This is a genomic window from Streptomyces sp. NPDC048506, from assembly GCF_040651315.1.
In the GTDB taxonomy this organism is placed as follows: domain Bacteria; phylum Actinomycetota; class Actinomycetes; order Streptomycetales; family Streptomycetaceae; genus Streptomyces.
In genome coordinates this window covers 136,900-161,611 of sequence record NZ_JBEZIX010000016.1, presented here as the reverse complement: position 1 = coordinate 161,611, position 24,712 = coordinate 136,900, and the positions used below count along the sequence as shown (strand labels likewise).

Here is a 24,712-nt window from a genome sequence, read left to right as displayed (position 1 = left end):
GAAGGGGCCGGTGGAACGGGAGGACGGAATGTACACACGGTGGCGACGCTGCTGGACGAGGCTGCGCCGTGCGTCGGCCGACGACCGGGGAATGGCCACGGCCGAGTACGCCATGGGAACGCTCGCCGCGTGCGCCCTGGCGGTGGTGCTCTACAAGGTCGTGACGAGCCCGGCGGTCAAGGCGATGCTCCAGTCGCTGCTTGAGAGGGGGCTCCATGCCCCGTTCTGACGGCAGGTGCAGAAGCGACAGGGGCAGGGGCAGGGGCAGGGGCAGGGACGGGGACAGGGACGGGCCCATGGGCGCACGGGCCCGCGGCGCCCCACGAACCGCGCGCGACGCCGGATTCGTGACGGCGGAGGCGGCCATGGCCATCCCCGTCCTGCTGGCGGTCGTGGCAGCCCTCGTCTGGGGGCTGATCGCCGCCTGCGCCCGCATCCAGTGCGTGGACGCGGCGCGGGCCGGGGCGCGGGCGGCGGCACGTTCGGAACCCGGGACGGCGGTGATCGCGGCGGCGCGCGGCGCGGCTCCACGGGGCGCACGGGTCGCGCTGACCCGGGAGGGCGAGCTGGTGCGGGTACGGGTCCAGGCCGAGCTGCCCGGCGTGGGAGGGCTCACGCTGCGCATCGGAGGGGAGGCGGTGGCTCTTGCGGAGGAAACGGTGCAGGGATGACGGCACGGCGACGCTCTGCACGGTCTTCGCCGCCGCGGCGCTGTGCACGGTCTTCCTGGCCCTGGCCGCCGTGGGGCAGGCCGTCACCGCGCGCCACCGGGCAGGCGGTGCCGCCGACCTCGCCGCGCTGGCCGCGGCGGACCACGCCGTGCAGGGCCGGGACCACGCGTGCGCGATGGCCCGCCGGGTCGCTGCGGCCCAGCACACGCGCCTGGTGCGGTGCGCAGTGACCGGGGCGGTCGCCGATGTGTCGGTCGAGGCGGGTGGGCGCCCCTTCGTCTCACGGGTCAGGGCGCGGGCGGGGCCACCCGGCACCGTACGGCCGGGCACCGGGCCACCAAGCCCACTACCCGCCCTGCGGCGCTTCCTCCGGGGTCCCGGCTTCCCCGGGAGCCCCTCGGAGGAGCTCCGCCAGCAACCGTATGGCGCCCCGCTTGTGCAGCGGATCGTTGCCGTTGCCGCACTTGGGGGACTGGATGCAGGAGGGACAGCCGGCCTCGCACTCACAGGAGGCGATGGCGTCGCGGGTGGCGGTGAGCCAGTCGGCGGCCGTGTGGAAGGCGCGCTCGGCGAAGCCCGCGCCGCCCGGGTGCCCGTCGTAGACGAACACGGTCGGCAGCAGCGTGTCCGGATGGAGCGGGACGGAGACACCCCCGATGTCCCAGCGGTCGCAGGTGGCGAAGAGCGGCAGCATGCCGATGGAGGCGTGCTCCGCGGCGTGCAGGGCGCCGCCCAGCTGCTGGGGATTGACCCGGGCGGCGTCGAGCTGGTCCTCGGTGACCGTCCACCACACCGCGCGGGTGCGCAGCGTACGGGGCGGCAGATCGAGCTTGGTCTCGCCCAGGACTTCGCCGGTGATGAGCTTGCGACGCAGGAAGGAGACCACCTGATTGGTGACCTCGACGGAGCCGAAACAGAGCCTGGCGTCGCCCCAGGGGATCTCGGTGTCGGTCTCCAGGATGGCAATGGCCGTGGTGTCACGAGCGGTCGTGGAGTACGGCGGGCTGGCCTCTTCGACGAGCGCGACGTCGTCCTCCAGATCGAGGCGCTGGACGACGTAGGTACGGCCCTGGTGGAGGTGGACCGCACCGTCGTGAACGGTGGTGTGCGCGGCGGCGGCGTCCACCGTGCCCAGCAGCCGCCCGGTGCCGGCCTCCACGACCTGCACGGGGGAGCCGCCCTGGCCGCGGATGTCGGTGAGGTCGGCGGCCCGTTCGCGCCGCGTCCAGTGCCAGGCGGTGGCTCGCCGGCGCAGCAGGCCGGCGGCCTCCAGCTGCGGCATCAGACCGGCGCTCGCCGGCCCGAAGAGAGGGAAGTCGACATCGGTGAGCGGGAGTTCGGAGGCGGCCGCGCACAGGTGCGGAGCGAGCACGTAGGGGTTGTCGGGGTCGAGGACCGTCGACTCGACGGGCTGGTCGAAGAGCGCCTCGGGGTGGTGGACGAGATAGGTGTCCAGCGGGTCGTCGCGGGCCACGAGCACAGCGAGCGCACCCTGCCCGGAGCGGCCCGCACGGCCGGCCTGCTGCCACAGCGACGCGCGGGTCCCTGGATAGCCCGCGATGACCACGGCGTCGAGACCGGAGACGTCCACGCCCAGTTCCAGCGCCGTGGTGGCGGCCAGGCCGAGGAGATCACCGTTGTGCAGGGCGCGTTCCAGGGCGCGGCGTTCCTCCGGGAGGTAACCGCCCCGGTACGCGGCGATCCGGCCGGGGAGCGAACGGTCGACTTCCGCCAGCCGCTCCTGCGCGATCAGGGCGATCAGCTCGGCGCCGCGCCGGGAACGGACGAAGGTGACGGTGCGGACGCCCTGGACGGCGAGGTCGGTGAGCAGATCGGCGCTCTCGGCGGTGGCGGTACGGCGGACCGGGGCGCCCTGCTCGCCGTGGAGTTCGGTGAGCGGCGGCTCCCACAGCGCGAAGACCAACTCGCCGCGCGGCGAGGTGTCCTCCGTGATCTCCGTCACGGGCAGGCCGATCAGCCGGGTTGCGGCTCGGGCCGGCTCGGCGGCCGTGGCGGAGGCCAGCAGAAACACCGGCTCGGAGCCGTACCGCGCGCAGATCCGGCGCAACCGGCGGACGACCTGGGCGACGTGGGAGCCGAAGACCCCGCGGTAGGTGTGGCATTCGTCGATCACGACGTAGCGCAACGCCCGCAGGAAGGAGGACCAGCGGGGGTGCGACGGCAGGATGCCGCGGTGCAGCATGTCCGGGTTGGTCAGCACGTAGTTGGCGTACTGGCGGACCCACTCGCGCTCCTCGACGGGCGTGTCACCGTCGTAGACCGCGGGCCGGACGGCCGTGCCCAGCGGGGCGGCCAGCTCGCGTACGGCGCGCCGCTGGTCGGCCGCCAGAGCCTTCGTGGGGGCCAGGTACAGGGCCGTGGCCCCCCTGCCGTTGGGCGCCTCGGAGCCGTCCAGGAGCGTGGAGAGGACCGGCGCGAGGTACGCCAGGGACTTGCCCGAGGCGGTGCCGGTGGCGACGACGACCGACTCGCCGCGCAGCGCGTGTTCGGACGTCCGTGCCTGGTGGGCCCAGGGACGATCGATTCCGGCCGAACGGATGGCGTCGATCACTTCCGGCCGGATCCGTTCCGGCCAGGCGGCATGGCTGCCGATGCGCGGGGGCAAGTGCTCCGTATGAGTGATGCGCGCAGCGCGGGTCGCGCCCCGGGCGAGACGTTCGAGAATCATGCCTGGGGTAGGACGCGCGCCCGCATCCGGCGGGAGTCGATTGGAGGCCATCGGCACCGAGTGTGTCACCGGAGTGACGGACAATGCTTAAAGGGCGTCGTGCACGCCTGCTGGTAAGTGATTGAATGCCATCGCGGCTGCCAGATCCGCCCCTACCTTCGGTGGGGAGGCCCCAGGGGGGCGACCGCTCGATAGCAAGGTGCTGGAGGATCCGTGGACCTGTCCCTGTCGACCCGGACCGTTGGCGACCGTACGGTCGTCGAGGTCGGTGGCGAGATTGATGTATACACCGCGCCCAAGCTGCGGGAGCAGCTGGTCGAGCTTGTGAACGACGGAAGCTACCACCTCGTGGTGGACATGGAACGTGTCGACTTCCTGGACTCCACTGGGCTCGGCGTGCTGGTCGGCGGGCTCAAGCGGGTGCGTGCCCACGAGGGCTCGCTGCGCCTGGTCTGCAACCAGGAGCGCATTCTCAAGATCTTCCGTATCACCGGTCTGACCAAGGTGTTCCCGATTCACACCTCGGTCGACGAAGCCGTCGCAGCCACTGACTGACGGCTTTACCGGTCCCCCGCGCCGGCCGGCGCGGGGGAGGAAGTAGTGGGGGGTCCCGGACCGACGTCCGGCCCCCTGCGTCGCACGCCCGCATATCGAGGGGGATGGCATGGCCACCGTCGAACTTCGCTTCAGCGCCCTTCCCGAGCACGTCCGCACCGCGCGCCTGGTGGCGGCCGCCGTGGCACGGCGCGCAGGGGTGGACGAGGCCGTGCTGGACGAGGTACGGCTCGCCGTCGGTGAGGCCTGTAGCCGGGCCGTAGGGCTGCACGAGAGCCATGACATCTCGGACCCGGTGCGGGTCCTGCTGATCGAGGACGAGAAGAAGTTCTCGATCGAGGTGGGAGACGGGGTGACCGGCAGCTCCGGTACGCCCGGCGCGCGTGGCGCCGGCGAGGCCGAGGGCGTCGCGGAGGGCGATGCCGAGGGCGAGGACGAGATGGGCCTCGCGGTCATCAGCGGCCTGGTCGACGACGTCGAGGTGACCTCCGGCGAGGCGGGCGGAATGATCCGTATGAGCTGGCCGACGACGACGGCCGCGGTCCTGCCCTAGACAGTCGGGGTCCCGCCCTGGTCGGCTGGGGTCGGCCCTGTACGGCTGCGTTTCTTCCCTGGTCGGCGGCTGTGTTGCGCTGCGCCAGGGGATGGCAGCCCTCCCTAGGGGGTGGGCGAACAGATCCCGTAGGGGACACCAAGCCCCCCTGCGGGGCCACAACGTGGCCGGCCCAGTGGCTATTCCCGAGTAGTCCGGATGATCCGGCGTATGGCCCTCCACACAGGCGCGCCGAGCGAGCCCGATCGCCAGGCAACGCGGGCCCGACCACCTGGGCCACGCGAATGGCCCGTGGAGCGCCTTCGCTGGGCTTGTGGCGGCGCGCTGGTGATCTGGTGACGAAGCGGTGGCTCCAGGCGAGCCAGCAGGCTCCAGAGCCCCAGGGGAGACGAGAGCGGCGCGCTACGCGCTCGTGCCCCCACAGCCGCGCCCGGGCGCTCATGCCCTCATGCCCCACGCAGCCGCGCCCACGCCTTCGTACCCCCACACGGCCGTGCCCACCCGCTCGCGGACCCAGGAGTCCGAGTACGGGTACGGGTACAAGTGCGAGTGCAAGTGCAAGTGCGAGCACAAGCCCTACGCGTTCGTGGCCGCTGACTGCGGGCACCACCACCCGTTCGCAGGCCATGGGCGCGTGTCCCGTGCGTGCGTTGCGTGCCCCGTGGGATGCGTGCCATGCGCGCCGGTGTGTGGGGTCCGATTCGGGGCCCGAGCATTGCGATCCGGACTCGATCTGACGGCACATCATGGCGGGTGGGAGAGCGGTCGGAGTGGGGCGGACCACCCGTTCGGTCGTAGGTGGGCAGCTCAATTCCCTCCGGCGTCACCCGCGCCACAACGGGTGCGTGCCCCGGGGGCGCGCCGTTGAGCAGCGGCGATCAATGGGCAGGTAATTGACGATCAGTACGACAGGTAGATCATCGGGGCGCGGTCAGCGAATTCTGCACTTTCCTTCGTCCGGGCGAATTCCGTGCGGCGTCAGCCTTTTGATCTTCGCCGCTATCGGCGAATTCCCTTTGACGCGCCCTGTTTTGATCAACGGCGGCTCCCTACAATCCCGTCCACATCTTGCTCAGGACGCCTGAGCGTGCTTCCGCGCGCCCATGTGCCAAACGTCAAGGAGGACGAATGGCGGGGCCTTACACCCCTCAGTTGCTTGACACCCCCTCTTTTCTGGCCGGGCCCACGCTGACGGCGGGCAACCGCAGCATCGTGCTGGTGATCGCCGTGGTGGCCCTGGCGGCGCTGGCTGTCGCGGCGGTGCTGGTCCGCCAAGTGCTCGCGGCCGGTGAGGGAACCGACAGTATGAAGAAGATCGCGGCGGCCGTGCAGGAGGGCGCAAATGCCTACCTGGCCCGGCAGCTGCGGACCCTCGGCGTATTCGCCGTCGTGGTGTTCTTCCTGCTCATGCTGCTGCCCGCGGACAATTGGACGCAGCGTGCCGGACGCAGCGCCTTCTTCTTGATCGGCGCCGGATTCTCGGCGGCCACCGGCTATATCGGCATGTGGCTCGCGGTGCGCAGCAATGTGCGTGTCGCGGCGGCCGCCCGAGAGGCCACCCCGGCCGAGGGAGAGAGCCGGCAAAAGGATCTTACGGCGGTCTCCCACAAGGCGATGAAGATCGCATTCCGTACCGGCGGCGTGGTCGGCATGTTCACCGTGGGTCTCGGCCTGCTCGGCGCGTCCTGCGTGGTGCTGGTGTACGCGGTCGACGCACCCAAGGTGCTGGAGGGATTCGGCCTCGGCGCCGCGCTGATCGCGATGTTCATGAGGGTCGGCGGCGGCATCTTCACCAAGGCCGCGGACGTCGGCGCCGACCTCGTCGGCAAGGTCGAGCAGGGCATCCCCGAGGACGACCCGCGCAACGCGGCGACCATCGCGGACAACGTCGGCGACAACGTCGGCGACTGCGCCGGTATGGCGGCCGACCTCTTCGAGTCGTACGCGGTGACCCTGGTCGCGGCCCTCATCCTGGGCACCGCGGCGTTCGGCAACGCCGGCCTCGCCTTCCCGCTGCTGGTTCCGGCCATCGGTGTGCTCACCGCGATGATCGGCATCTTCGTCGTGGCGCCCCGGCGCAGCGACCGCAGCGGCATGACGGCCATCAACCGCGGTTTCTTCATCTCCGCGGGCATCTCGCTGGTCCTGGTGGCCGCCGCGGTGTTCACCTACCTGCCGTCCAGCTACCGCGACCTGACCGGCGTCACCGACACCGCCGTCCTGGGCCACAGCGGCGACCCGCGGATGCTGGCGCTGGTGGCGGTGGCCATCGGCATCGTGCTCGCCGCGCTGATCCAGCAGCTGACCGGCTACTTCACCGAGACCAACCGGCGGCCCGTGCGGGACATCGGCAAGACCTCGCTGACCGGCCCGGCCACCGTCGTCCTCTCCGGCATCTCGCTCGGCCTGGAGTCGGCCGTCTACTCGGCGGTTCTGATCGGCCTGGCCGTCTACGGGGCGTTCCTGCTGGGCGGTGCCTCCATCATGCTGGCGCTGTTCGCGGTGGCGCTCGCCGGCACCGGGCTGCTGACCACCGTCGGCGTGATCGTAGCGATGGACACCTTCGGCCCGGTCTCCGACAACGCGCAGGGCATCGCCGAGATGTCCGGCGACGTCACCGGTGACGGCGCGCAGGTCCTGACCGACCTGGACGCCGTCGGCAACACCACCAAGGCCATCACCAAGGGCATCGCCATCGCCACCGCCGTACTGGCCGCGTCCGCGCTCTTCGGCTCGTACCGGGACGCGATCGCCACAGCCGTGCACAAGGTCGGCAGCGCCGCCAGTGGCATGGGCCTCAGCCTGGACATCTCGCAGCCCAACAACCTGGTCGGGCTGGTCCTCGGCGCCTCGGTCGTCTTCCTGTTCTCCGGGCTGGCGATCAACGCGGTGTCGCGGTCGGCGGGCGCGGTGGTCTTCGAGGTGCGACGGCAGTTCCGGGAGAAGCCCGGGATCATGGACTACTCCGAGAAGCCGGAGTACGGGCGGGTCGTCGACATCTGCACCAAGGACGCGCTGCGTGAACTGGCCACGCCAGGGCTGCTGGCGGTGCTCACCCCCATCGCGGTCGGCTTCCTGCTCGGCGTCGGCGCGCTCGGCTCGTTCCTGGCCGGCGCGATCGGCACCGGCACACTGATGGCCGTCTTCCTCGCCAACTCCGGTGGCGCGTGGGACAACGCCAAGAAGCTGGTCGAGGACGGTCACCACGGCGGCAAGGGCAGCGAGGCGCACGCCGCGACCGTCATCGGTGACACCGTCGGCGACCCGTTCAAGGACACCGCCGGCCCCGCGATCAACCCGCTGCTGAAGGTCATGAACCTGGTGGCCCTTCTGATCGCGCCCGCCGTGGTCAAGTTCTCCTACGGCGACGACAAGAACATCGGCATCCGGATCGCGGCCGCCGCGCTGGCACTCGTCGTCATCGTCGGCGCGGTGTACGCCTCCAAGCGGCGCGGAATCGCCGTGGGTGACGAAGACAACTCGGAAGACACCGAGGGCGTCGCCAAGTCGGCCGAGACGGCGGTGGCGTCCTAGTCGGACCGGACGGCCGGAAGGGCTCGCGGACCGCTCAACTGGGCGGGTGGACGGCGTTTTTCAGGGACGCCGTCCACCCGCCTGATGTGTGTCGGGGCGGCAGTGCGCTCTCCGGCCCGCGCTTGGTGCAAATGGCTGCAATGAGGGGCGGAGGCCATGCCCGACCCATGGGCCAGGCCCTTTGGACGTGTATGTTCCGGGGCCGAGAACCATGGAAGGGACCAATCCGGTGAACAAGAAGCTTGTGGCTGCACTGTCCGGCGGTGCCGCACTGGTGCTCGCGCTGACCGGTTGCAGCGAGGACAACAGCAAGAAGCTCAACGACTGGGCGAAGACGTTCTGCGACCCTGCGCAGGCGCAGTTCAAGAAGATCCAGGACGCCAACGCCGCCATGCAGACCGCGGACAGCGGCAACACGGACTCCAAGAAGGTCCAGCAGACGGATTCGGCGGCCTTCCAGAAGATCTCCAACGCCTACGCCGCGCTGGCCAAGGCTCTCGACCAGGCCGGGCCGCCGCCCACCGACGAGGGCAAGCAGGCCCAGCAGAACGCCGTCAAGGAGCTCAACTCGCTCTCCAAGGGCTACGCGGACCTCCAGAAGCAGGTCAACAACCTCGACACCTCGGACAAGCTCAAGTTCGCGGACGGCCTGCGGGACCTGTCCAACGGCATCAACAAGCTCAACAAGCAGAGCGAGGCGGCCTTCAAGAACCTGGAGGCCGGTGACGTCGGTGCGGCGATGGCCAAGCAGAAGGGCTGTCAGAACCAGGCCGCGTCCGGTTCGCCGGCCCCCACGCCGTCCAAGAAGCCGGCCGCCACGCCGTCCAAGAAGGCGTAACGGAGAGAACAGAGCGGCAGGAGGCCGGAGGCAGGAGGGCGGAGGCAGGAGGGCGGAAGCCGTGGCGGGGACGCCATGGCGACGAGCACCTGGCGGGAAGGCCTTCGCGGCACCCGGTACGGCATCGGCCCTCTGACGGCCCGGCGACGCGCCCGAGACGGGTGCGGCGCCGGGCCGTCGCCGATTGTCAGTGGCAGGGCCGACAATGGGGCATGTGAGTACGCACCTCCCCACCGCAGATGCCCAGGACCCCGAGAGCCACGCCCGCACCGCCCGGCTGCGCGAGGCGCTGCTGGCCGCCGCCTTCACCGCCGACGGACTGCTGGACCTGCTCGGCGCGCCGGCCTACGCGGCGCTGGCCCGCAGCGAGACCGTCCCCGCGCTGCGGGCGACCCGCGGGGACAGCCCGTTGGAGACCCTGGTGCGGCTGTTCCTGCTCCAGCGTCCGGTGGAGCTGCGGCGGGCCCGCGCGGCCCTGCCGGTCGCGGACTGCCTCGCCGACGGCTGGCTGGTGCAGGACGGCGACGAGGTCCGCGCCAGCGTGGACGTACGGCCGTACGGCGGGCCCGAGGGGCAGGACTGGTGGATCGTCTCCGACCTCGGCTGTGCGGTCGGCGGTGCCGGCGGCATCCGGGGCGCCGGGGAGGCCGACCGCGCACAGCTGGTGCTCGGCGTCGGCGGCGCGTCCACGACGCTCGCCGGGATCACGGTCCGCCGGCCGGTCGCCAAGGCCCTCGACCTCGGCACCGGCTCCGGCATCCAGGCGCTGCACGCCGCCCAGCACGCGACCCGGGTCACCGGCACCGACCTCAACCCCCGGGCGCTGAGGATCGCCGCGCTGACGCTCGCGCTCTCCGGGGCGGGCGCGGCGGACCTCCGCGAGGGCTCGCTCTTCGCGCCGGTCGCGGGCGAGAAGTACGACCTGATCGTGTCCAACCCGCCGTTCGTGATCTCGCCCCGGCGGCCCGACGGGGCCCGGCTCACCTACCGGGACGGCGGCATGGCGGGCGACGACCTGTGCCGGACGCTGGTGCAGCAGTCCGCCGCGCACCTCAACGACGGCGGATACTGCCAACTGCTGGCCAACTGGCAGCACGTGGCGGGGGAGGAGTGGCACGACCGGCTGCGCTCCTGGGTGCCGCGGGGCTGCGACGCCTGGATCGTGCAGCGCGAGGTGCAGGACGTCACCCAGTACGCCGAGCTGTGGCTGCGGGACGCCGGTGCCCACCGCGCCGGTGACGAGGCGTACGCCGCGCAGTACGACGCCTGGCTCGACGAATTCGAGGCGCGGAAGACCAAGGCCGTCGGCTTCGGCTGGATCACGCTGCGCAAGTCCGGGTCGGACACCCCGGCCATCACGGTCGAGGAGTGGCCGCACCCGGTCGAACAGCCGCTGGGGGATGCGGTGGTGGGGCACTTCGCGCGCCAGGACTACCTGCGCTCCACGGATGACGCCGCGCTGCTGGCCGGGCGCTTCCGGCTCACCGACGAGGTGGTGCAGGAGCAGGTCGGGCTGCCCGGGGCGGAGGACCCCGAGCATGTGGTGCTGCGTCAGAACCGCGGAATGCGGCGGGCGACGAAGGTGGACACCGTCGGTGCGGGCTTCGCCGGGGTGTGCGACGGCTCGCTGCCGGCCGGCCGGATCCTGGATGCCATCGCCCAACTCGTCGGCGAGGACCCGGTCCTGCTGCGGGACCGTACGCCGGAATCGATCCGGATGCTGGTCGAGCAGGGCTTCCTGGAGCCGGTGGCGGCCGGGGACTGACGAGGACTGGCGGGGACGGAGGGTGACCAGGGGCGGGAGGGGCAGGCAGAGGGGCGGAGGCGGTCCGCACGGGACGGGCCGACGCCGTTCACGTGGCGTTCGCCCGGATGCCGTCCTGGGGTGCCACGCTGCCCGCATGGAGAGAGGACCCGAGGCGTTCGCCGGTGCGGCGTTCGCGCTGTTCGGCGCCGGACTGCTGCTGTGGACGGGCGTCCGCGTACGAGCCGGCGCCCCGGTAGCCGACGGCGTCAGTCGACCGGTCGCCGCGGTGACGGCGCTGCTGGCCGGGGTGGTCTTCCTGGCCACGGGGTGCTGGCTGCTGGCAGCGCTCTGACCGCTACTCCCGCACCGCTACTCCCGCACCGCTCCTCGGAGCCGCCGCAACGCCATGACGTCTCGTACGCGCGGCCCCTCCACCCGCGATGCCACGGCGCCGAGCTGGCACGGCGCCGAGCTGCCATGACGTCGTTGCATGGTTGCGTCGCTGCATTGCTATGTCACTACGTTCACTTCCGGACAGCTCTGTAACAGCTGGTCGACAGATGGCCGATATGTGGCGTTACGCGGAACGCGGTCTGGCCTCCGGCCATGTTTCTCGGTGAAGGTCGTCAACGGCCCCACACACCGTCAGTGAGGAACTCTCATGAACCGTGCACTTCGCTACGTCACCGTCGGCGCCGTCGCCGTCTCCCTGCTCGCCGGTGGCTCGGCCGCCGCCTTCGCCGCCCCGCAGCACCTCCACTCGCCCAGCCCGGTCGTGGCGACCGCCCCGGCTGCCGCCTCGCTGACGGCCAAGGCCAGCACGACCACGGTCAAGGCCTGGCAGGAGTTCCGGATCTCCGGCGTCGCCAAGGGCATCAAGGCCGGCAGCAAGGTCACCGTCCAGCAGAAGCAGGGCGTGAAGTGGGTGTCGCTGCCCGCGCAGTCGCCGGTCAACAAGAGCGGTGCCTACTCGGTCCGGGTCAAGCTCGGCCTCAAGGGCGCCAACCAGCTCCGGATAGCCGCGGGCCAGACGGTCTCGCCGGTGGTCAAGGTCACCGTCCGCTGACCGGCGCCTGAACCGGGGCGTCACCCCACGAGGTTGCGGGCGACCATCCACACCGCGGCGATGCCGAACACCACGGCATTGCCGCGGGCCGTCAGCCCCGGCCGGTACCCGTGGCCGCGCAGCCCGGCGACCAGCCAGCGCCCGGCGAAGTACGCCACGGCCGGCACACCGAGGGCGAGCAGCACGGCGTTGTCGTGGAAGGCCGCCACGACGTCACCGTGCATCAGGTCGTACGCCATCCGCGTCCCGCCGCACACCGGGCACAGCAGCCCGGTGGCCCACTTGAACGGGCAGGGCAGCAACAACTGCCCCGGCTGGTGCGGGTTGGTGTGCCACAGATAGACCGCGGCGGCCGCACCGACGCCGAGCGCGAGCGAGGCCCGGCGGACGGTGCGCTTCCGGATGGCCGCCCCGGTGGGCGGCCCGGGCGGCCCCGGCGGCCCAGCGGGATCCGAGGTGCTCACACGCTCAGCGACCTGGCGTAGTTGACCTGGTTGAGCACGAACATCACCTGCTCGCGCGACTGCACCGGGATCATCGTGGAGTGGTGCCGGCCCCCGCTGTTCACCGTGACCTGGACGAACCCGGTCGTCACCCGCTCCTTCATCAGCAGGAAGAGCAGCCCGAGCAGACAGAAGAGGAAGAAGACGATGGCGAGCACGACGGCGTGCGCCGGTATCTTCTCCTCCGTCCGCGACATGTCCGTCGCCGTCCAGATGGCGCCCTTGAGCGGCATCGGACCGGCCGGCGTCATGATCGTGTCGCCGCTCACCGCGATGTCGCCGAGCGACAGCGCCATCCCGCTCATCTGGGGACCCGCCGGGAAACTGCCGGGCGCCGGGGGCGGCGGCGCGGTCGGCGGCGGGAAACCGGGCGGCGGCTGCGAGCCGGCCTGCGGATAGCCGTAGCCGGGGTCCCCGGGGCGGCCGCCCTGCGGGTAGCCGTAACCGGCGTCGGCCGGCTGACCGCCCGGCGGCGTGGCATACGGGTTCTGGCCGGGCTGGCCGGGCGGCTGCTCCGGTGGCGGTCCGGGGTACTGGTTCGCCATGGGTGAGATTCCCCCCGAGTGTGCGTGACGGCGGCGGTACTCGGCTCAAGCGGTGAGCCGCGCCGTGTCCATCCTGCCAGCCGGATGACACGCCGTATCAAGGCGATGACAGGATCCGCCACCGCCTTGTGAAAGTGGCCGGGCCGGTCGTCCGGTGGCGGGCACGGGGGCGGTCGGTCGCCGCGCACGCGGACGGTTACCGTCCGGAATCAGCCGTGGTGCGGCCGGGACGATGTGCGGAGGATGGCCGAGGCGGACGCCGGGAGCCGTGGCCGGCACGCCATGATCCACAGAGGCGGGTCCTGGGCCCGGAGACAACGGCTGATGCGGTCCGGGCGGCATGAAGGCATGTAGTCGGGTTACCGTTCGAGTGGCGTTGCGGGGTTTTTCCGTTTGACACGGGGGCGGGAGGTACCGTCACACTCCGCAGCGTCAAGCGTCACCGCAGTGCCTCCCCGGCGTCCGGCCGGGGGCATTCCCAGCGTCGACCGGAGAGAAGAGCGAAGTTGTCCCCGACCAGCGAAGCCACAGAGGGCGGCGGCCGCCGACTTGTCATCGTCGAGTCGCCCGCCAAGGCGAAGACGATCAAGGGCTACCTCGGCCCCGGCTATGTGGTCGAGGCAAGCGTGGGGCACATCCGCGACCTCCCCAATGGCGCCGCGGAGGTCCCGGCGAAGTACAAGGGCGAGCCGTGGGCCCGGCTCGGGGTGAACGTCGACGCAGATTTCCAGCCGATCTATGTCGTCAACAGCGACAAGAAGGACCAGGTCAAGAAGCTCAAGGAGCTGCTGGCCGAGTCCGACGAGCTCTACCTCGCAACAGATGAGGACCGCGAGGGCGAGGCCATCGCCTGGCACCTCCAGGAGATCCTCAAGCCCAAGGTGCCGGTCCACCGGATGGTCTTCCACGAGATCACCAAGGACGCGATCCGTGAGGCCGTCGCCAACCCGCGGGACCTGAACCAGAAGCTGGTCGACGCCCAGGAGACCCGCCGGATCCTGGACCGCCTCTACGGCTACGAGGTCTCCCCGGTCCTGTGGAAGAAGGTCATGCCCCGGCTGTCGGCCGGTCGGGTGCAGTCTGTGGCGACCCGCCTCGTCGTCGAGCGGGAGCGCGAGCGCATCGCCTTCCGTTCCGCCGAGTACTGGGACCTGACCGGCACCTTCGCCACCGGCCGGGCCGGTGACGCCAGCGATCCGCAGACCCTCACCGCGCGGCTGAACACCGTCGACGGCCGCCGGGTCGCCCAGGGCCGCGACTTCGGCCCGAACGGGCAGCTGAAGAACAACGACGTGCTCCACCTGGACGAGGCGAACGCCCGGGCGCTCGCCGCCGCCCTGGAGGGCACCGACTTCTCGGTGCGCTCGGTCGAGTCCAAGCCGTACCGCCGCTCGCCGTACGCGCCGTTCCGCACCACCACCCTCCAGCAGGAGGCCAGCCGCAAGCTCGGCTTCGGCGCCAAGGCGACCATGCAGGTGGCGCAGAAGCTGTACGAGAACGGCTTCATCACCTACATGCGTACGGACTCCACCACGCTCTCGGACACCGCGGTCGCCGCGGCCCGGGCGCAGGTGACGCACCTGTACGGCGCGAACTACCTGCCGGACAAGCCGCGCACCTACGCCGGCAAGGTCAAGAACGCCCAGGAGGCGCACGAGGCGATCCGCCCCTCCGGCGACCGCTTCCGCACCCCGGCCGAGACCGGTCTGACCGGCGACCAGTTCAGGCTCTACGAGCTGATCTGGAAGCGGACCGTGGCCTCGCAGATGAAGGACGCGACCGGGAACTCCGTCACCGTCAAGATCGGCGGCCGCTCCGCCGACGGACGGGACGCCGAGTTCACCGCGTCCGGCAAGACCATCACCTTCCACGGCTTCCTCAAGGCCTACGTGGAGGGCGCCGACGACCCCAACGCCGAGCTGGACGACCGCGAGCGCCGGCTGCCGCAGGTCGCCGAGGGCGACGCCCTGGCCGCGCGGGAGATCACCGCGGACGGGCACGCCACCAAGCCGCCCGCCCGCTACACCGAGGCCACGCTGGTCAAGGAGCTGGAGGAGCGCGAGATCGGCCGTCCGTCGACGTATGCGTCGATCATCGGCACGATCCTCGACCGCGGCTATGTCTTCAAGAAGGGCACCGCGCTCGTCCCGTCCTTCCTGTCCTTCGCCGTGGTCAACCTCCTGGAGAAGCACTTCGGCCGGCTGGTCGACTACGACTTCACCGCCAAGATGGAGGACGACCTCGACCGGATCGCCCGCGGTGAGGCGCAGGCCGTGCCGTGGCTGCGACGCTTCTACTTCGGCGAGGGCGAAGGCGCCGGGGGCGCCGCGGAGGCCGGCAACGGCGACGGCGACCACCTCGGCGGGCTCAAGGAGCTGGTCGAGGACCTGGGCGCGATCGACGCCCGGGAGATCTCGTCCTTCTCCGTGAGCGACGACATCAAGCTCCGGGTCGGCCGCTACGGCCCCTACGTCGAGCGCGGGGAGAAGGGCGAAGAAGGCCACCAGCGGGCCGACGTGCCCGACGACCTCGCGCCCGACGAGCTGACCGTGGAGTACGCGGAGGAGCTGCTGGCCAAGCCGAGCGGTGACTTCGTGCTGGGCGTGGACCCGGACAGCGGCAACGAGATCGTCGCCAAGGACGGCCGCTACGGCCCGTACGTCACCGAGATCCTGCCCGAGGGCACCCCGAAGACCGGCAAGAACGCGGTGAAGCCGCGCACCGCCTCGCTCTTCAAGTCGATGTCCCTGGACACCGTGACCCTCCAGGACGCGCTCAAGCTGATGTCGCTGCCGCGGGTCGTCGGCCAGGACGCCGAGGGCGTGGAGATCACCGCGCAGAACGGCCGCTACGGCCCGTACCTCAAGAAGGGCACCGACTCGCGCTCCCTGGAGAACGAGGAGCAGCTCTTCACCATCACCCTGGACGAGGCGCTGGCCATCTACGCGCAGCCCAAGCAGCGCGGCCGGGCCGCCGCCAAGCCGCCGCTGAAGGAGCTGGGCACCGACCCGGTCAGCGGCAAGCCGGTGGTGGTCAAGGACGGCCGGTTCGGCGCGTACGTCACCGACGGCGAGACCAACGCCACGCTGCGCCGGGACGACGACGTCGAGACGATCACCCCCGAGCGCGGCTACGAGCTGCTGGCGGAGAAGCGCGCCAAGGGGCCGGCGAAGAAGACCGCCAAGAAGGCACCGGCCAAGAAGGCACCGGCGAAGAAGACGGCTGCCAAGAAGACCGCCGCCAAGAAGACCGCGGCGAAGAAGACCACCACGGCGAAGAAGACGACCGCCAAGAAGGCCACCGCGAAGACCGCGGCGGCCAAGAAGACGGCGGCGTCGGCCGAGGACTGAGCCGCGCGCCCCGGTGGCGCGCGGGACAAGGGCGGGCAAGACGGACGCGTTCCGTCGAGCCCGCCCGTTTGTTCGGGCAGGCGTCCGATGGCGTGCGCCGTCCCGATAGGCTGGCGAGATGACGCGTGCCGAGCAGCCAACGGTCGTGACCCCCACGTCAAGCGCCCTCGCGGCGGACTCCCGCGAGCGGGCGGTGCGGGCTCTGCTGCGCTTCCCCCCGCTGAAGCGGCTGTGGAGCGCCCAGTGTGTCGGGTCGATCGGCGATGCCCTGTCCATGCTCGTCCTGGTGCTCCTCGCGCTTCAGGCGGCGCTGTACGTACCGCTCGGCGGCGCGGCCGTCTTCGGCGGCGGCTACCGGGGCGCCGCCCTCGCGGTCACCGCGGTCTTCGCGGTCCGGATGCTGGCGGCGCTGCTCTTCGGGGCGGTCCTGCTGGGCCCGCTGTCCGCGCTGACGTCCCCCACCGGCCCGCTGGACCGGCGCTGGACGATGGTCGTCGCCGATGTGCTGCGGCTCGCGCTGCTGGTCATCGCCCCCCTCTGGATCGACTGGACGCCGGCCGACGCGCTGGCCGGGGTGCTGGTCACGGTCTTCGTCACGGGCGTCGCCGAGCGCTTCTGGACCGTCTGCCGGGAGAGCGCGGCGCCCGGACTGCTGCCCGCACCGCCGCCCGAGGGCGCCGCGGTGCGGCCGCTGCCCGACAACATGGACGCGCTGCGCCGCCTCTCGCTGCGCACCACCTTCCTGGGGCTGCCGGTCGCGGCCGCCGCCCTGGTGGTCGTCACGCTCATCAGCAAGCTGCTGGGTACCGGCGTCGACTGGTTCCGCCTGCACCAGGCCGCCCTCGGCTCCTATGTGGCGGCCGGTCTGTTCGCCGCGTCCGTATCGATCCTCTACTTCATCGAGCTCCCCGGTGTCGCCACGCCGCGGCCCCGCTCCCCCCTGGAGGGGCTGCGTCGGCCCAAGGCCCACGCCCAGGCCCAGAACCAGGGCGAGAAGGCGGTGGCCGACAAGGGCCGCACGGGCGCGGTCCCGCTGCTCGTCCTGGCCTGTGCCGCGGTCGCCGCAGGGATCGCCGCGGCGGTCACGCTCGCCGTGCTCCAGGCCTACGACCTGGCCGGCGGACCGGCCACCTTCGCGCTGCTGGTGCTCGCGCTGACCGGGGGCACCGCCGCCGGCATCCGCGGCGCCCGCCGGGTGCTGCCGACGCTCCCGCGGCGCCGGCTGCTCGCCCTCGCGGTGGCCGTGACCGGTCTGGCACTGCTGGTCATGGGCCTGGTCCCGGACACCACGACGGCCCTGGTCCTGGCACTGATGGCCGGTGTGGGCGCCGGGATCGCGGCCAATACGGGGCACGTCCTGCTGGACCAGGAGTGCGAGGAGTTCCGCTCCGCCCGTACGACCGAGCACCTGCACGCCGTGGTACGGCTCGCGGTCGCGCTGGCCGCCATCGTCGCGCCGCTGCTCGCCGCCGTCATCGGCCCGCACCACCTCGGCAGCGGCGTCTTCGCCTTCTCCTACGGGGGCGCGTCCTACACCCTGATGCTGGTCGGCGCGCTGCTGCTGCCGGTCGCCGCCTGGGTCCTGACCAAGCTCGACGACCGTGAGGGCGTCCCGCTGCGGCGCGATCTGCGCGAGGCGCTGCGCGGCGGCGACCCGGACCAGGCCCCCGCCGCCACCGGCTTCTTCATCGCCCTGGAGGGCGGCGACGGCGCCGGCAAGTCCACCCAGGTCGAGGCGCTCGCCGAGTGGATCCGCGGCAAGGGCCACGAGGTCGTGGTGACCCGCGAGCCGGGCGCCACCGCCATCGGCAAGCGCCTGCGTTCGATCATCCTGGACGTCGCGACCACCGGGCTCTCGGACCGTGCGGAGGCGCTGATGTTCGCCGCCGACCGCGCCGAGCACGTCAACAGCGTCATCCGGCCCGCCCTGGAGCGCGGCGCGGTCGTCATCACCGACCGGTACATCGACTCCTCGGTCGCCTACCAGGGCGCCGGCCGCAACCTCGCGCCCACGGAGATCGCCCGGATCAACCGCTGGGCGACGGGCGGCCTGGTCCCGCACCTGACCGTGCTGCTCGACATCTCCCCGGAGACCGCCCGCGAGCGCTTCACCGAGGCACCGGACCGGCTGGAGTCCGAGCCCGCCGCGTTCCACCAGCGGGTGCGGGCCGGGTTCCTCACCCTGGCCGCCGCCGACCCGGCGCGCTACCTGGTCGTCGACGCCGGCCAGGAGCCGGAGGCCGTCACCACCGTCGTACGGCACCGCCTCGACCAGGTGCTCCCGCTGTCCGAGGCCGAGATCACGGCGCAGGCCGAGGCCCGTAAGGCGGCCGAGGAAGAGGCCCGCCGACGGGCCGAGGAGGAGGCCGCGCGCAAGGCCGAGGAGGCGCGCCTGGAGCGCGAGCGCCAGGAGCAGCTCGCCAAGCTCCGCGCCGAGGAGGAGGAGCGCAAGCGGCTGGAGGCCGAGCGGGCCAAGGCACAGGAGGCGGCCCGCCAGGCGGCCGAGGCCCGGCAGCGCGCCGAGGAGGCCCGGCAGGCGGCGGAGGCGGAACGGCAGCGCCGCGAGGCCGAGGAGAGGGCCCGCCAGGCCGAGAAGGAGCGGCTGCGCAAGCAGCACGAGGAGCAGGCGCGGCTGCGCAAGGAGGCCGAGGAGCGCCGCCTGGAGAAGCAGCGCAAGGCCGAGGAGGCCCTGCTCCGTGCCGAGCAGGCACGGGTGGCGGCAGCGGAGGCGGCGGCCGCGGCCGAGGCCAGGGCGGCGGCCGAAGCGGCCGAGGCCGCCGAGGCGCCGACGACCGAGACGCCGGTGGCGGACCTGCGCAAGCGCTATGTGGAGGGCGGCGACGCGGCCGACACCACCACGCCGTCCGACGCCGCGTCCGGTTCCGAGGGCGAACGCACGGAGGCGCTGCCGCGGCCCGCGACGTCGCACCGCGCGGTGCCCGGTGCGGCCGACGAGACGGCCGTGCTGCCTCCGGTGCGCGATCTCGGGGCCCGGGGCGCGGACGTGGAGGAGACCGCCGTGCTGCCGCCCGTACGGGACGAGCGCGCGCCGGGCGACGGGGCCCGCGGCGACGAACCCGCCGACCGGGTGCCGTCGTGGATGTTCCGCGACCAGGCCGCGGGCGGCGCCGCGCCCGAGGCGCCCTCCGCCGGCGAGTCGAGCGTCGAGCGCACCCGCGAACTCCCGCAGATCGACCCGTCGACCGGCCGGCCCGCCGAGAGTCCGCAGCCGTCGCAGCGCAGCCGCCCCCGCCCCGAATGGGCGGAGGAGACCCCGCTGGACGACCTTCCGACGCTCGCCGACGAGCTGCTCGGCCCGCACGCGGACGAGGACGCGGACGACGACGGCCGTCGCGGCGACCGAGGACGGCGCCGCTAGTCCGAGCCAACCCGACGGGGCGCACGGTGCCATTGGCCCAACAGGGCGCACGGCGCCACTGGCCCAACGGTGCAGGGCGGACTAGCCCAACGGGGAACGGAGAACCCTTTCGGCGCTCTGCGGCGAAATTCCCTTCCGATGCCCTTCCGATGCCCTTGCGAAGTCCGTCCGAAGTCCCTTGCGGGCCCCGTCACACCGGCCGTGGTCGCAGTGGAGAAGCTGCGACCACGGCCGTTCTCCGCCTCCGGACGGATGCCCGCGGGCGGCCCGGAACCCGCTTCGGGATTCGTTTGTCAGTGGGTTGCACCACAATGGGTCACGCGAGTTGGGACCAGCACGGAACGGACAGGAACGGCAGGCAGCGATGGCGGTATGGGACGACGTGGTCGGCCAGGACCGGGTGACGGCGCAGCTGGCCGCGGCCGCGCGCGATGCGGACGCCCTGGTCACCGCCGAGCACGCCACGGAGGGGGCGCGCCTCGGCGGGCAGCCGCGGCCCGAGCCGTCGGCCGACCGGAGCGGCACCTCCCAGATGACCCACGCCTGGCTGTTCACCGGCCCGCCCGGCTCCGGCCGCTCCACCGCGGCCCGCGCCTTCGCCGCCGCCCTCCAGTGCGTCAGCCCCGACCGCGCCCTCGGGGGCGCCCCCGGCTGCGGCTTCTGCGACGGCTGCCACACGGCGCTGGTAGGCACCCACGCCGACGTCGAGATCGTCCGGACGGACCTGCTCTCCATCGGCGTCAAGGAGACCCGCGACCTGGTCCGCCGGTCCTCGCTCTCCCCGGCCGGCGGCCGCTGGCAGGTGATCGTCCTGGAGGACGCCGACCGCCTCACCGAGGGCGCGGGCAACGTCCTCCTCAAGGCCGTGGAGGAACCGGCCCCCCGTACGGTCTGGCTGCTCTGCGCCCCCTCCATCGAGGACGTCCTCCCCACCATCCGCTCCCGCTGCCGCCACCTCAGCCTGCGGACGCCGCCGGTCGACGCGGTCGCCGACGTCCTGGTACGGCGGGACGGCATCGAGCCCGAGGCCGCCGCCCGCGCCGCCCGCGCCACCCAGGGGCACATCGGCCGGGCCCGTCGCCTCGCCACCGACGAGCGCGCCCGCGCCCGCCGCGCGGCGGTCCTCAAGCTGCCGCTCCGCATCGACGACATCGGTGGCTGCCTCAAGGCCGCCCAGGAGCTGATCGACGCCGCGGGGGAGGACGCCAAGCAGGTCGCCGAGGAGATCGACACCAAGGAGACCGAGGAGCTGCGCGCCGCGCTCGGCGCCGCCGCCGGGACCGGCGGCCGGCTGCCCCGCGGTACGGCGGGCGTGATGAAGGAGCTCCAGGACAAGCAGAAGCGCCGCGCGACCCGCACCCAGCGCGACAGCCTCGACCTGGCCCTGGTCGACCTCACCGGCTTCTACCGGGACGTCCTCGCCCTCCAGATGGGCGCCTCGGTCCCGATCGCCAACGACGAGGTCCGCGACAGCGTCCAGCGCGTCGCCGCCGGCTCGACCCCCGAGCGCACCCTGCGCCGGATAGAGGCGGTGATCGCCTGCCGTGAGGCCCTCGACCGCAATGTCGCCCCCCTGTTGGCCGTGGAGGCCATGACCGCGTCCCTCCGCGCCGGCTGACCCCTCCGCCGGCTTACGACCACAGCCCACCGACCGCCCACTCCCCTTCGAGGAGACCGGCACACACAGTCCCCTTCCCCCTACTCTCCGTCCGAACGAACCAACCCCACTCCCCAAACCCCACTCCCCAAACCCCACTCCCCAAACCCCACTCCCCAAACCCCACTCCCCAAGGACCACCGCACCGCACGCTCCACACCCCACCCCACGCCCCGCATCCCCCGTCCACGCTCCCTCCCCAGGGGCCGACGCTCCGGGATCGACACCAAGGGACCACCCATGGCCACCAGCCGCCTGCTCCGCACCTCCGCCGCCGTCCTCGCGGCCACCGCTCTGCTGATCTCCGGCTGCTCCTCGGGCAGTTCGTCCCCCGGCGGCGCAGCGTCCCCGGGGCGTACGACGAAGGCCGGCGCTCAGCGCCCCGAGGACGCCACCCTCCACCCCCTTCCGGCCGCCATCCCGGCCAACCTCCGTCCGTACTACGACCAGAAGCTCAGCTGGCACCCCTGCACTGTCGCCGGCTTCGAGTGCGCGACGATGAAGGCGCCCCTGGACTACGCCAAGCCCAGCCCGGCCACGGACCTGAAGCTCGCGGTGGCCCGCAAGAAGGCCACCGGTCCCGGAAGCCGGCTCGGCTCCCTCATGGTCAACCCGGGCGGACCGGGCGGCTCGGCGATCGACTACCTCCAGCAGTACGCCCCCCAGCCCGCATCGGTCCGCGCCCGCTACGACATGGTGGCGATGGACCCGCGCGGGGTGGCCCGTAGCGAACCGGTCGAGTGCCTGTCCAACAAGCAGATGGACCGCTACACCGAGACCGACCAGACCCCGGACTCCTCGGCCGAGGTCAACGGCCTCGTCACCGCCTACCGCGACTTCGCCAAGGGCTGCGAGGCCCGTTCCGGCAAGGTGCTGCCGCACGTCTCCACCATCGAGGCCGCCCGCGACATGGACGTGCTGCGCGCCGTCCTGGGCGACAAGAAGCTGACGTACGTCGGCGCCTCCTACGGCACCTTCCTCGGCGCGACCTACGCCGGTCTCTTCCCCACCCGCTCCGGCCGGCTGGTCCTGGACGGCGCCATGGACCCGGACCGCGACTCCCGGACGATCAACCTCGACCAGACCCGCGGCTTCAACACCGCCTTCACCGCGTTCGCCGGGGACTGCATCAAGAAGAAGGACTGCCCGCTCGGCCACAAGAGCGCCGCGGACGCCGGCAAGCAACTCTCCGCCTTCTTCAAGAAGCTGGACGCCCACCCGGTCGCGACGGGCGAGACGCGGCCGCTCACCGAATCCCTCGCCATGACCGGCGTCATCGCCGCGATGTACGACCAGCGCGCCTGGCCCATGCTGCGCGAGTACCTCGCCCAGGCCAAGGCGGGCAACGGCCGTGGGCTGCTCACCCTCTCCGACAGCTACTACGAGCGCGACGCGAACGGCAAGTACGCCAACCAGATGTACGCCAACCCCGCCGTCAACTGCCTCGACCTCGCGCCCGCCTTCACCACCCCCGACCAGGTCCGCGCCGCCCTGCCCAGCTTCCGCAAGGCCTCCCCGGTCTTCGGTGACAGCTTCGCCTGGGCCGCCCTGAACTGCGCGTACTGGCCGGTCAAGGCCTCCGGCACGTTCCACCGCATCGAGGCCAAGGGCGCCGCCCCGATCATCGTCGTCGGCACCACCCGCGACCCGGCCACCCCCTACGCCTGGGCCAAGTCCCTCGCCCACCAGCTCACCAGCGCCACCCTCCTCACCTACCAGGGCGACGGCCACACCGCCTACGGCCGCGGCAGCACCTGCATCGACGCCGCGATCAACACCTACCTCCTCAAGGGCACCGCCCCGCCCAAGAACGCCCTCTGCAAGTGACCCACCCCACACCCACCTCCGCCCGCCCTGACCAGCCCCACAACTGGTTACGGACCACCCCTCAGTGATGTGTAGACTGGGCCGCGCACCACGCCGCCTTAGCTCAGTTGGCCAGAGCAACGCACTCGTAATGCGTAGGTCTCGGGTTCGAATCCCGAAGGCGGCTCGCTGAGAAAGCCAGGTCAGACTTTGTCTGACCTGGCTTTTTTTGCATGTGAGGGGTGCCCCCGTCGATGGTGCGCCCCTGGCCGGCGCGTCTGCGGACGCCCGCCGCCGGGGTGGGGCGTGGGGCGGAGGGAGCCCAACAGTCCCTGTGTGCGCGAACGCGGCCATCCCTTGCGCGCGAACGCGGCCGTCCCTGTGTGCGCGTGGGCATTCGGGTGACCGCGTATCAGCTCCCGTGACCCGACCTGGGGGAAGGCTCGTTCCCCTCGGGAGAGAGGAGGAGCGATGGGGTCCGCTGTCGGTCTCGCGCGGTGTCGGAGGGCGTGGCGTGGGCGGGTGTCGTCGTGGGTCTGTGGGAGGCGTCCTCCGTGGGCCGACACGGGGAGCGAAATGGGGCGAAATCCCTAATGACTACTTTTAGTGCACATATACTCACAATTAGTAGTAGTCAAGTCAGGTTCCTCCATCCACATGCAATGAAGGATCACGAGTTCCATGCGCAAACTTCAGCAAGTCGCGATTGCCGTCGTGGCGGTCGGTTGTCTGTCCACCTTCGGCGTCGGCGTCAGCTTCGCTGACGGGTACGGCGGCGGTCCGGAGGCCGCGGCGTGGGCCACGTCGGCGTCCGCTGCCGGAGCCGTTTCGCACGGTGGCTCCCCGCACGGCTACGGCTCGCAAGCCGCTCCGCAGGCTTTCGCTCCGCAGGCTCCGGCGCCGCAGACTGCTCCGCAGGCTCCCGCCCAGGCCCCCATCCAGCAGGCTCCGGCCCCGCAGGCCGTTGCCCCGCAGGCCCCCATCCAGCAGGCTCCGGCTCCGCAGGCCGTTGCTCCGCAGGCCCCGGCCCCGCAGACCGCTCCGCAGGCTCCGGCGCCGCAGACCGCTCCGCAGGGCCCGGAGCGGGAGCACTCGCACGACCGTGGGGACCGCATCGACGTCAAGCAGCACACCTCGTGCCGGTCGCACGACCTGAACGTCGACGTCCTCGGCCAGGTCGGGATCCTCAACGGTCTGCTGGGCAACGCGCTCGGCGGCGAGGGCAGCCCGGGTGCGCAGCACACCAAGCAGGGTTCGAGCATGGGCTGCAACAACAACGCCCTCGGCAAGTAACGGGGGCAGGGTCCCGGCGTCCGAGCCACAGCTCGACGCCGGGGCCCGCTTCCGACCTTCTCCAGGGCCCGGGCGCCGGCCGGTTCGCCGTGCGGGTGCCCGGGCATCGATCACAAAGGAATGCGGACATGTTCAGTCGGAAGACGATCGCCACCGTCTCGGCGCTCCTCGGCAGCCTCGCCGTGACCTGCGCCGGTGCCTCCCAGGCGTACGCCGGAGAAGCCTGGGGCGACTGTACCCGCGGCCCTCAGGGCGACAGTTCCTGCATCCACAAGCGTCAGACCACCCTCACCACCAAGGACGGCAAGCGCGTTCTCAAGCAGCAGCAGGACTGCTCGTCGACCGCCCGGCACCACGTGGTGTGGCCCGAGAGCGGTCTGCTGCCCAGCGGGGGCACGCAGGGGCCTTCCGTCGACTGCTCCAACAGGGCGGCGATGCCCAAGGGCTTCCGCATCCCCCACATCGGGTACTGAGCCCCGAACGGTGGCGGCCGGAGCGGGGCGACCCCGCGACCGGCATCGCGGCT

Annotated in this window: 18 protein-coding genes, 1 tRNA gene and 1 pseudogene; 17 read left to right on the top strand and 3 right to left on the bottom strand. The window is 72.0% G+C overall.

Features of this window, described 5'->3' with window-relative positions; genetic code table 11:
* Positions 1–28: 28 nt before the first annotated feature.
* The 3 genes and pseudogenes from AB0C96_RS15860 to AB0C96_RS15850 all read left to right on the top strand — a co-directional run.
* Positions 29–229 (top strand): DUF4244 domain-containing protein, encoded by a 201-nt coding sequence (locus AB0C96_RS15860; protein WP_362917685.1) that lies wholly within the window; start codon positions 29–31, stop codon positions 227–229.
* A gap of 67 nt (positions 230–296) precedes the next feature.
* Positions 297–671, top strand: coding sequence for a TadE family type IV pilus minor pilin (locus AB0C96_RS15855; RefSeq protein ID WP_362917683.1), 375 nt, complete (start codon positions 297–299; stop codon positions 669–671).
* A pseudogene (locus tag AB0C96_RS15850) lies at positions 646–918 on the top strand (Rv3654c family TadE-like protein); the annotation flags it as partial. The gene AB0C96_RS15855 and the pseudogene AB0C96_RS15850, both read left to right, overlap by 26 nt.
* 99 nt (positions 919–1,017) lie before the next feature.
* On the opposite strand, the gene AB0C96_RS15845 reads toward AB0C96_RS15850, so the two are convergent.
* Positions 1,018–3,411, bottom strand: coding sequence for a DEAD/DEAH box helicase (locus tag AB0C96_RS15845; RefSeq protein ID WP_362917681.1), 2,394 nt, complete (start codon positions 3,409–3,411; stop codon positions 1,018–1,020).
* A gap of 162 nt (positions 3,412–3,573) precedes the next feature.
* Here AB0C96_RS15845 and bldG point away from each other — a divergent pair, with 162 nt between their 5' ends.
* From bldG to AB0C96_RS15810, 7 genes are all read left to right on the top strand, one after another.
* Complete coding sequence (gene bldG / locus AB0C96_RS15840; RefSeq protein WP_004571875.1) at positions 3,574–3,915, top strand: anti-sigma factor antagonist BldG; 342 nt, start codon at positions 3,574–3,576, stop codon at positions 3,913–3,915.
* A gap of 109 nt (positions 3,916–4,024) precedes the next feature.
* Positions 4,025–4,468: an ATP-binding protein gene (locus tag AB0C96_RS15835; RefSeq protein WP_362917679.1), complete on the top strand. Its 444-nt coding sequence runs from the start codon at positions 4,025–4,027 to the stop codon at positions 4,466–4,468.
* Positions 4,469–5,596: 1,128 nt separating this feature from the next.
* On the top strand, positions 5,597–8,002 hold the full coding sequence (locus AB0C96_RS15830; RefSeq protein ID WP_362917677.1) for a sodium-translocating pyrophosphatase: 2,406 nt from the start codon (positions 5,597–5,599) through the stop codon (positions 8,000–8,002).
* 229 nt (positions 8,003–8,231) lie between these two features.
* The gene (locus tag AB0C96_RS15825) at positions 8,232–8,840 is read left to right on the top strand and encodes a small secreted protein (RefSeq protein WP_362917675.1); all 609 of its coding nucleotides are present in this window, start codon (positions 8,232–8,234) and stop codon (positions 8,838–8,840) included.
* A 214-nt stretch (positions 8,841–9,054) separates the two neighbouring features.
* On the top strand, positions 9,055–10,605 hold the full coding sequence (locus AB0C96_RS15820) for a methyltransferase (protein WP_362917673.1): 1,551 nt from the start codon (positions 9,055–9,057) through the stop codon (positions 10,603–10,605).
* A 136-nt stretch (positions 10,606–10,741) separates the two neighbouring features.
* On the top strand, positions 10,742–10,939 hold the full coding sequence (locus tag AB0C96_RS15815; protein WP_362917671.1) for a hypothetical protein: 198 nt from the start codon (positions 10,742–10,744) through the stop codon (positions 10,937–10,939).
* Between the two features lie 309 nt (positions 10,940–11,248).
* Positions 11,249–11,653, top strand: coding sequence for a hypothetical protein (locus AB0C96_RS15810; protein WP_362917669.1), 405 nt, complete (start codon positions 11,249–11,251; stop codon positions 11,651–11,653).
* A 20-nt stretch (positions 11,654–11,673) separates the two neighbouring features.
* Here the strand turns inward: AB0C96_RS15810 and AB0C96_RS15805 are convergent, their stop codons facing one another.
* Positions 11,674–12,117 (bottom strand): DUF2752 domain-containing protein, encoded by a 444-nt coding sequence (locus tag AB0C96_RS15805; protein WP_362917667.1) that lies wholly within the window; start codon positions 12,115–12,117, stop codon positions 11,674–11,676.
* Complete coding sequence (locus AB0C96_RS15800) at positions 12,114–12,701, bottom strand: hypothetical protein (protein WP_362917665.1); 588 nt, start codon at positions 12,699–12,701, stop codon at positions 12,114–12,116. The genes AB0C96_RS15805 and AB0C96_RS15800 overlap by 4 nt, the downstream gene beginning before the upstream one ends.
* Before the next feature lie 506 nt (positions 12,702–13,207).
* Here AB0C96_RS15800 and topA point away from each other — a divergent pair.
* From topA to AB0C96_RS15765, 7 genes are all read left to right on the top strand, one after another.
* Complete coding sequence (topA, locus tag AB0C96_RS15795; RefSeq protein ID WP_362917664.1) at positions 13,208–16,051, top strand: type I DNA topoisomerase; 2,844 nt, start codon at positions 13,208–13,210, stop codon at positions 16,049–16,051.
* A gap of 118 nt (positions 16,052–16,169) precedes the next feature.
* Complete coding sequence (gene tmk, locus AB0C96_RS15790) at positions 16,170–19,430, top strand: dTMP kinase (protein ID WP_362917662.1); 3,261 nt, start codon at positions 16,170–16,172, stop codon at positions 19,428–19,430.
* Positions 19,431–19,794: 364 nt separating this feature from the next.
* A complete protein-coding gene (locus AB0C96_RS15785) occupies positions 19,795–21,048 on the top strand; it encodes a DNA polymerase III subunit delta' (protein ID WP_362917660.1) in 1,254 nt (417 codons plus the stop codon).
* A 279-nt stretch (positions 21,049–21,327) separates the two neighbouring features.
* Complete coding sequence (locus AB0C96_RS15780) at positions 21,328–22,914, top strand: alpha/beta hydrolase (protein ID WP_362917658.1); 1,587 nt, start codon at positions 21,328–21,330, stop codon at positions 22,912–22,914.
* 92 nt (positions 22,915–23,006) lie between these two features.
* Positions 23,007–23,080, top strand: a tRNA-Thr gene (locus AB0C96_RS15775).
* 494 nt (positions 23,081–23,574) lie between these two features.
* Positions 23,575–24,186 carry a hypothetical protein gene (locus tag AB0C96_RS15770; protein WP_362917656.1) on the top strand — a complete coding sequence of 204 codons (612 nt, stop codon included), beginning with the start codon at positions 23,575–23,577 and terminating at the stop codon, positions 24,184–24,186.
* Positions 24,187–24,314: 128 nt separating this feature from the next.
* On the top strand, positions 24,315–24,659 hold the full coding sequence (locus AB0C96_RS15765) for a hypothetical protein (protein WP_362917654.1): 345 nt from the start codon (positions 24,315–24,317) through the stop codon (positions 24,657–24,659).
* The last annotated feature ends 53 nt before the right edge of the window (positions 24,660–24,712 follow it).

Excerpts from the sequence above, each read along its gene's own strand:
- AB0C96_RS15860 (WP_362917685.1), top strand. The coding sequence starts at position 29 with ATGTACACACGGTGGCGACGCTGCTGGACGAGGCTGCGCCGTGCGTCG.
- AB0C96_RS15800 (WP_362917665.1), bottom strand. The coding sequence starts at position 12,701 with ATGGCGAACCAGTACCCCGGACCGCCACCGGAGCAGCCGCCCGGCCAG.
- AB0C96_RS15845 (WP_362917681.1), bottom strand. The coding sequence starts at position 3,411 with ATGGCCTCCAATCGACTCCCGCCGGATGCGGGCGCGCGTCCTACCCCA.
- AB0C96_RS15780 (WP_362917658.1), top strand. The coding sequence starts at position 21,328 with ATGGCCACCAGCCGCCTGCTCCGCACCTCCGCCGCCGTCCTCGCGGCC.
- AB0C96_RS15770 (WP_362917656.1), top strand. The coding sequence starts at position 23,575 with ATGCGCAAACTTCAGCAAGTCGCGATTGCCGTCGTGGCGGTCGGTTGT.
- AB0C96_RS15835 (WP_362917679.1), top strand. The coding sequence starts at position 4,025 with ATGGCCACCGTCGAACTTCGCTTCAGCGCCCTTCCCGAGCACGTCCGC.
- AB0C96_RS15765 (WP_362917654.1), top strand. The coding sequence starts at position 24,315 with ATGTTCAGTCGGAAGACGATCGCCACCGTCTCGGCGCTCCTCGGCAGC.
- AB0C96_RS15810 (WP_362917669.1), top strand. The coding sequence starts at position 11,249 with ATGAACCGTGCACTTCGCTACGTCACCGTCGGCGCCGTCGCCGTCTCC.
- AB0C96_RS15855 (WP_362917683.1), top strand. The coding sequence starts at position 297 with ATGGGCGCACGGGCCCGCGGCGCCCCACGAACCGCGCGCGACGCCGGA.
- tmk (WP_362917662.1), top strand. The coding sequence starts at position 16,170 with ATGACGCGTGCCGAGCAGCCAACGGTCGTGACCCCCACGTCAAGCGCC.
- AB0C96_RS15815 (WP_362917671.1), top strand. The coding sequence starts at position 10,742 with ATGGAGAGAGGACCCGAGGCGTTCGCCGGTGCGGCGTTCGCGCTGTTC.
- AB0C96_RS15785 (WP_362917660.1), top strand. The coding sequence starts at position 19,795 with ATGGCGGTATGGGACGACGTGGTCGGCCAGGACCGGGTGACGGCGCAG.
- AB0C96_RS15830 (WP_362917677.1), top strand. The coding sequence starts at position 5,597 with ATGGCGGGGCCTTACACCCCTCAGTTGCTTGACACCCCCTCTTTTCTG.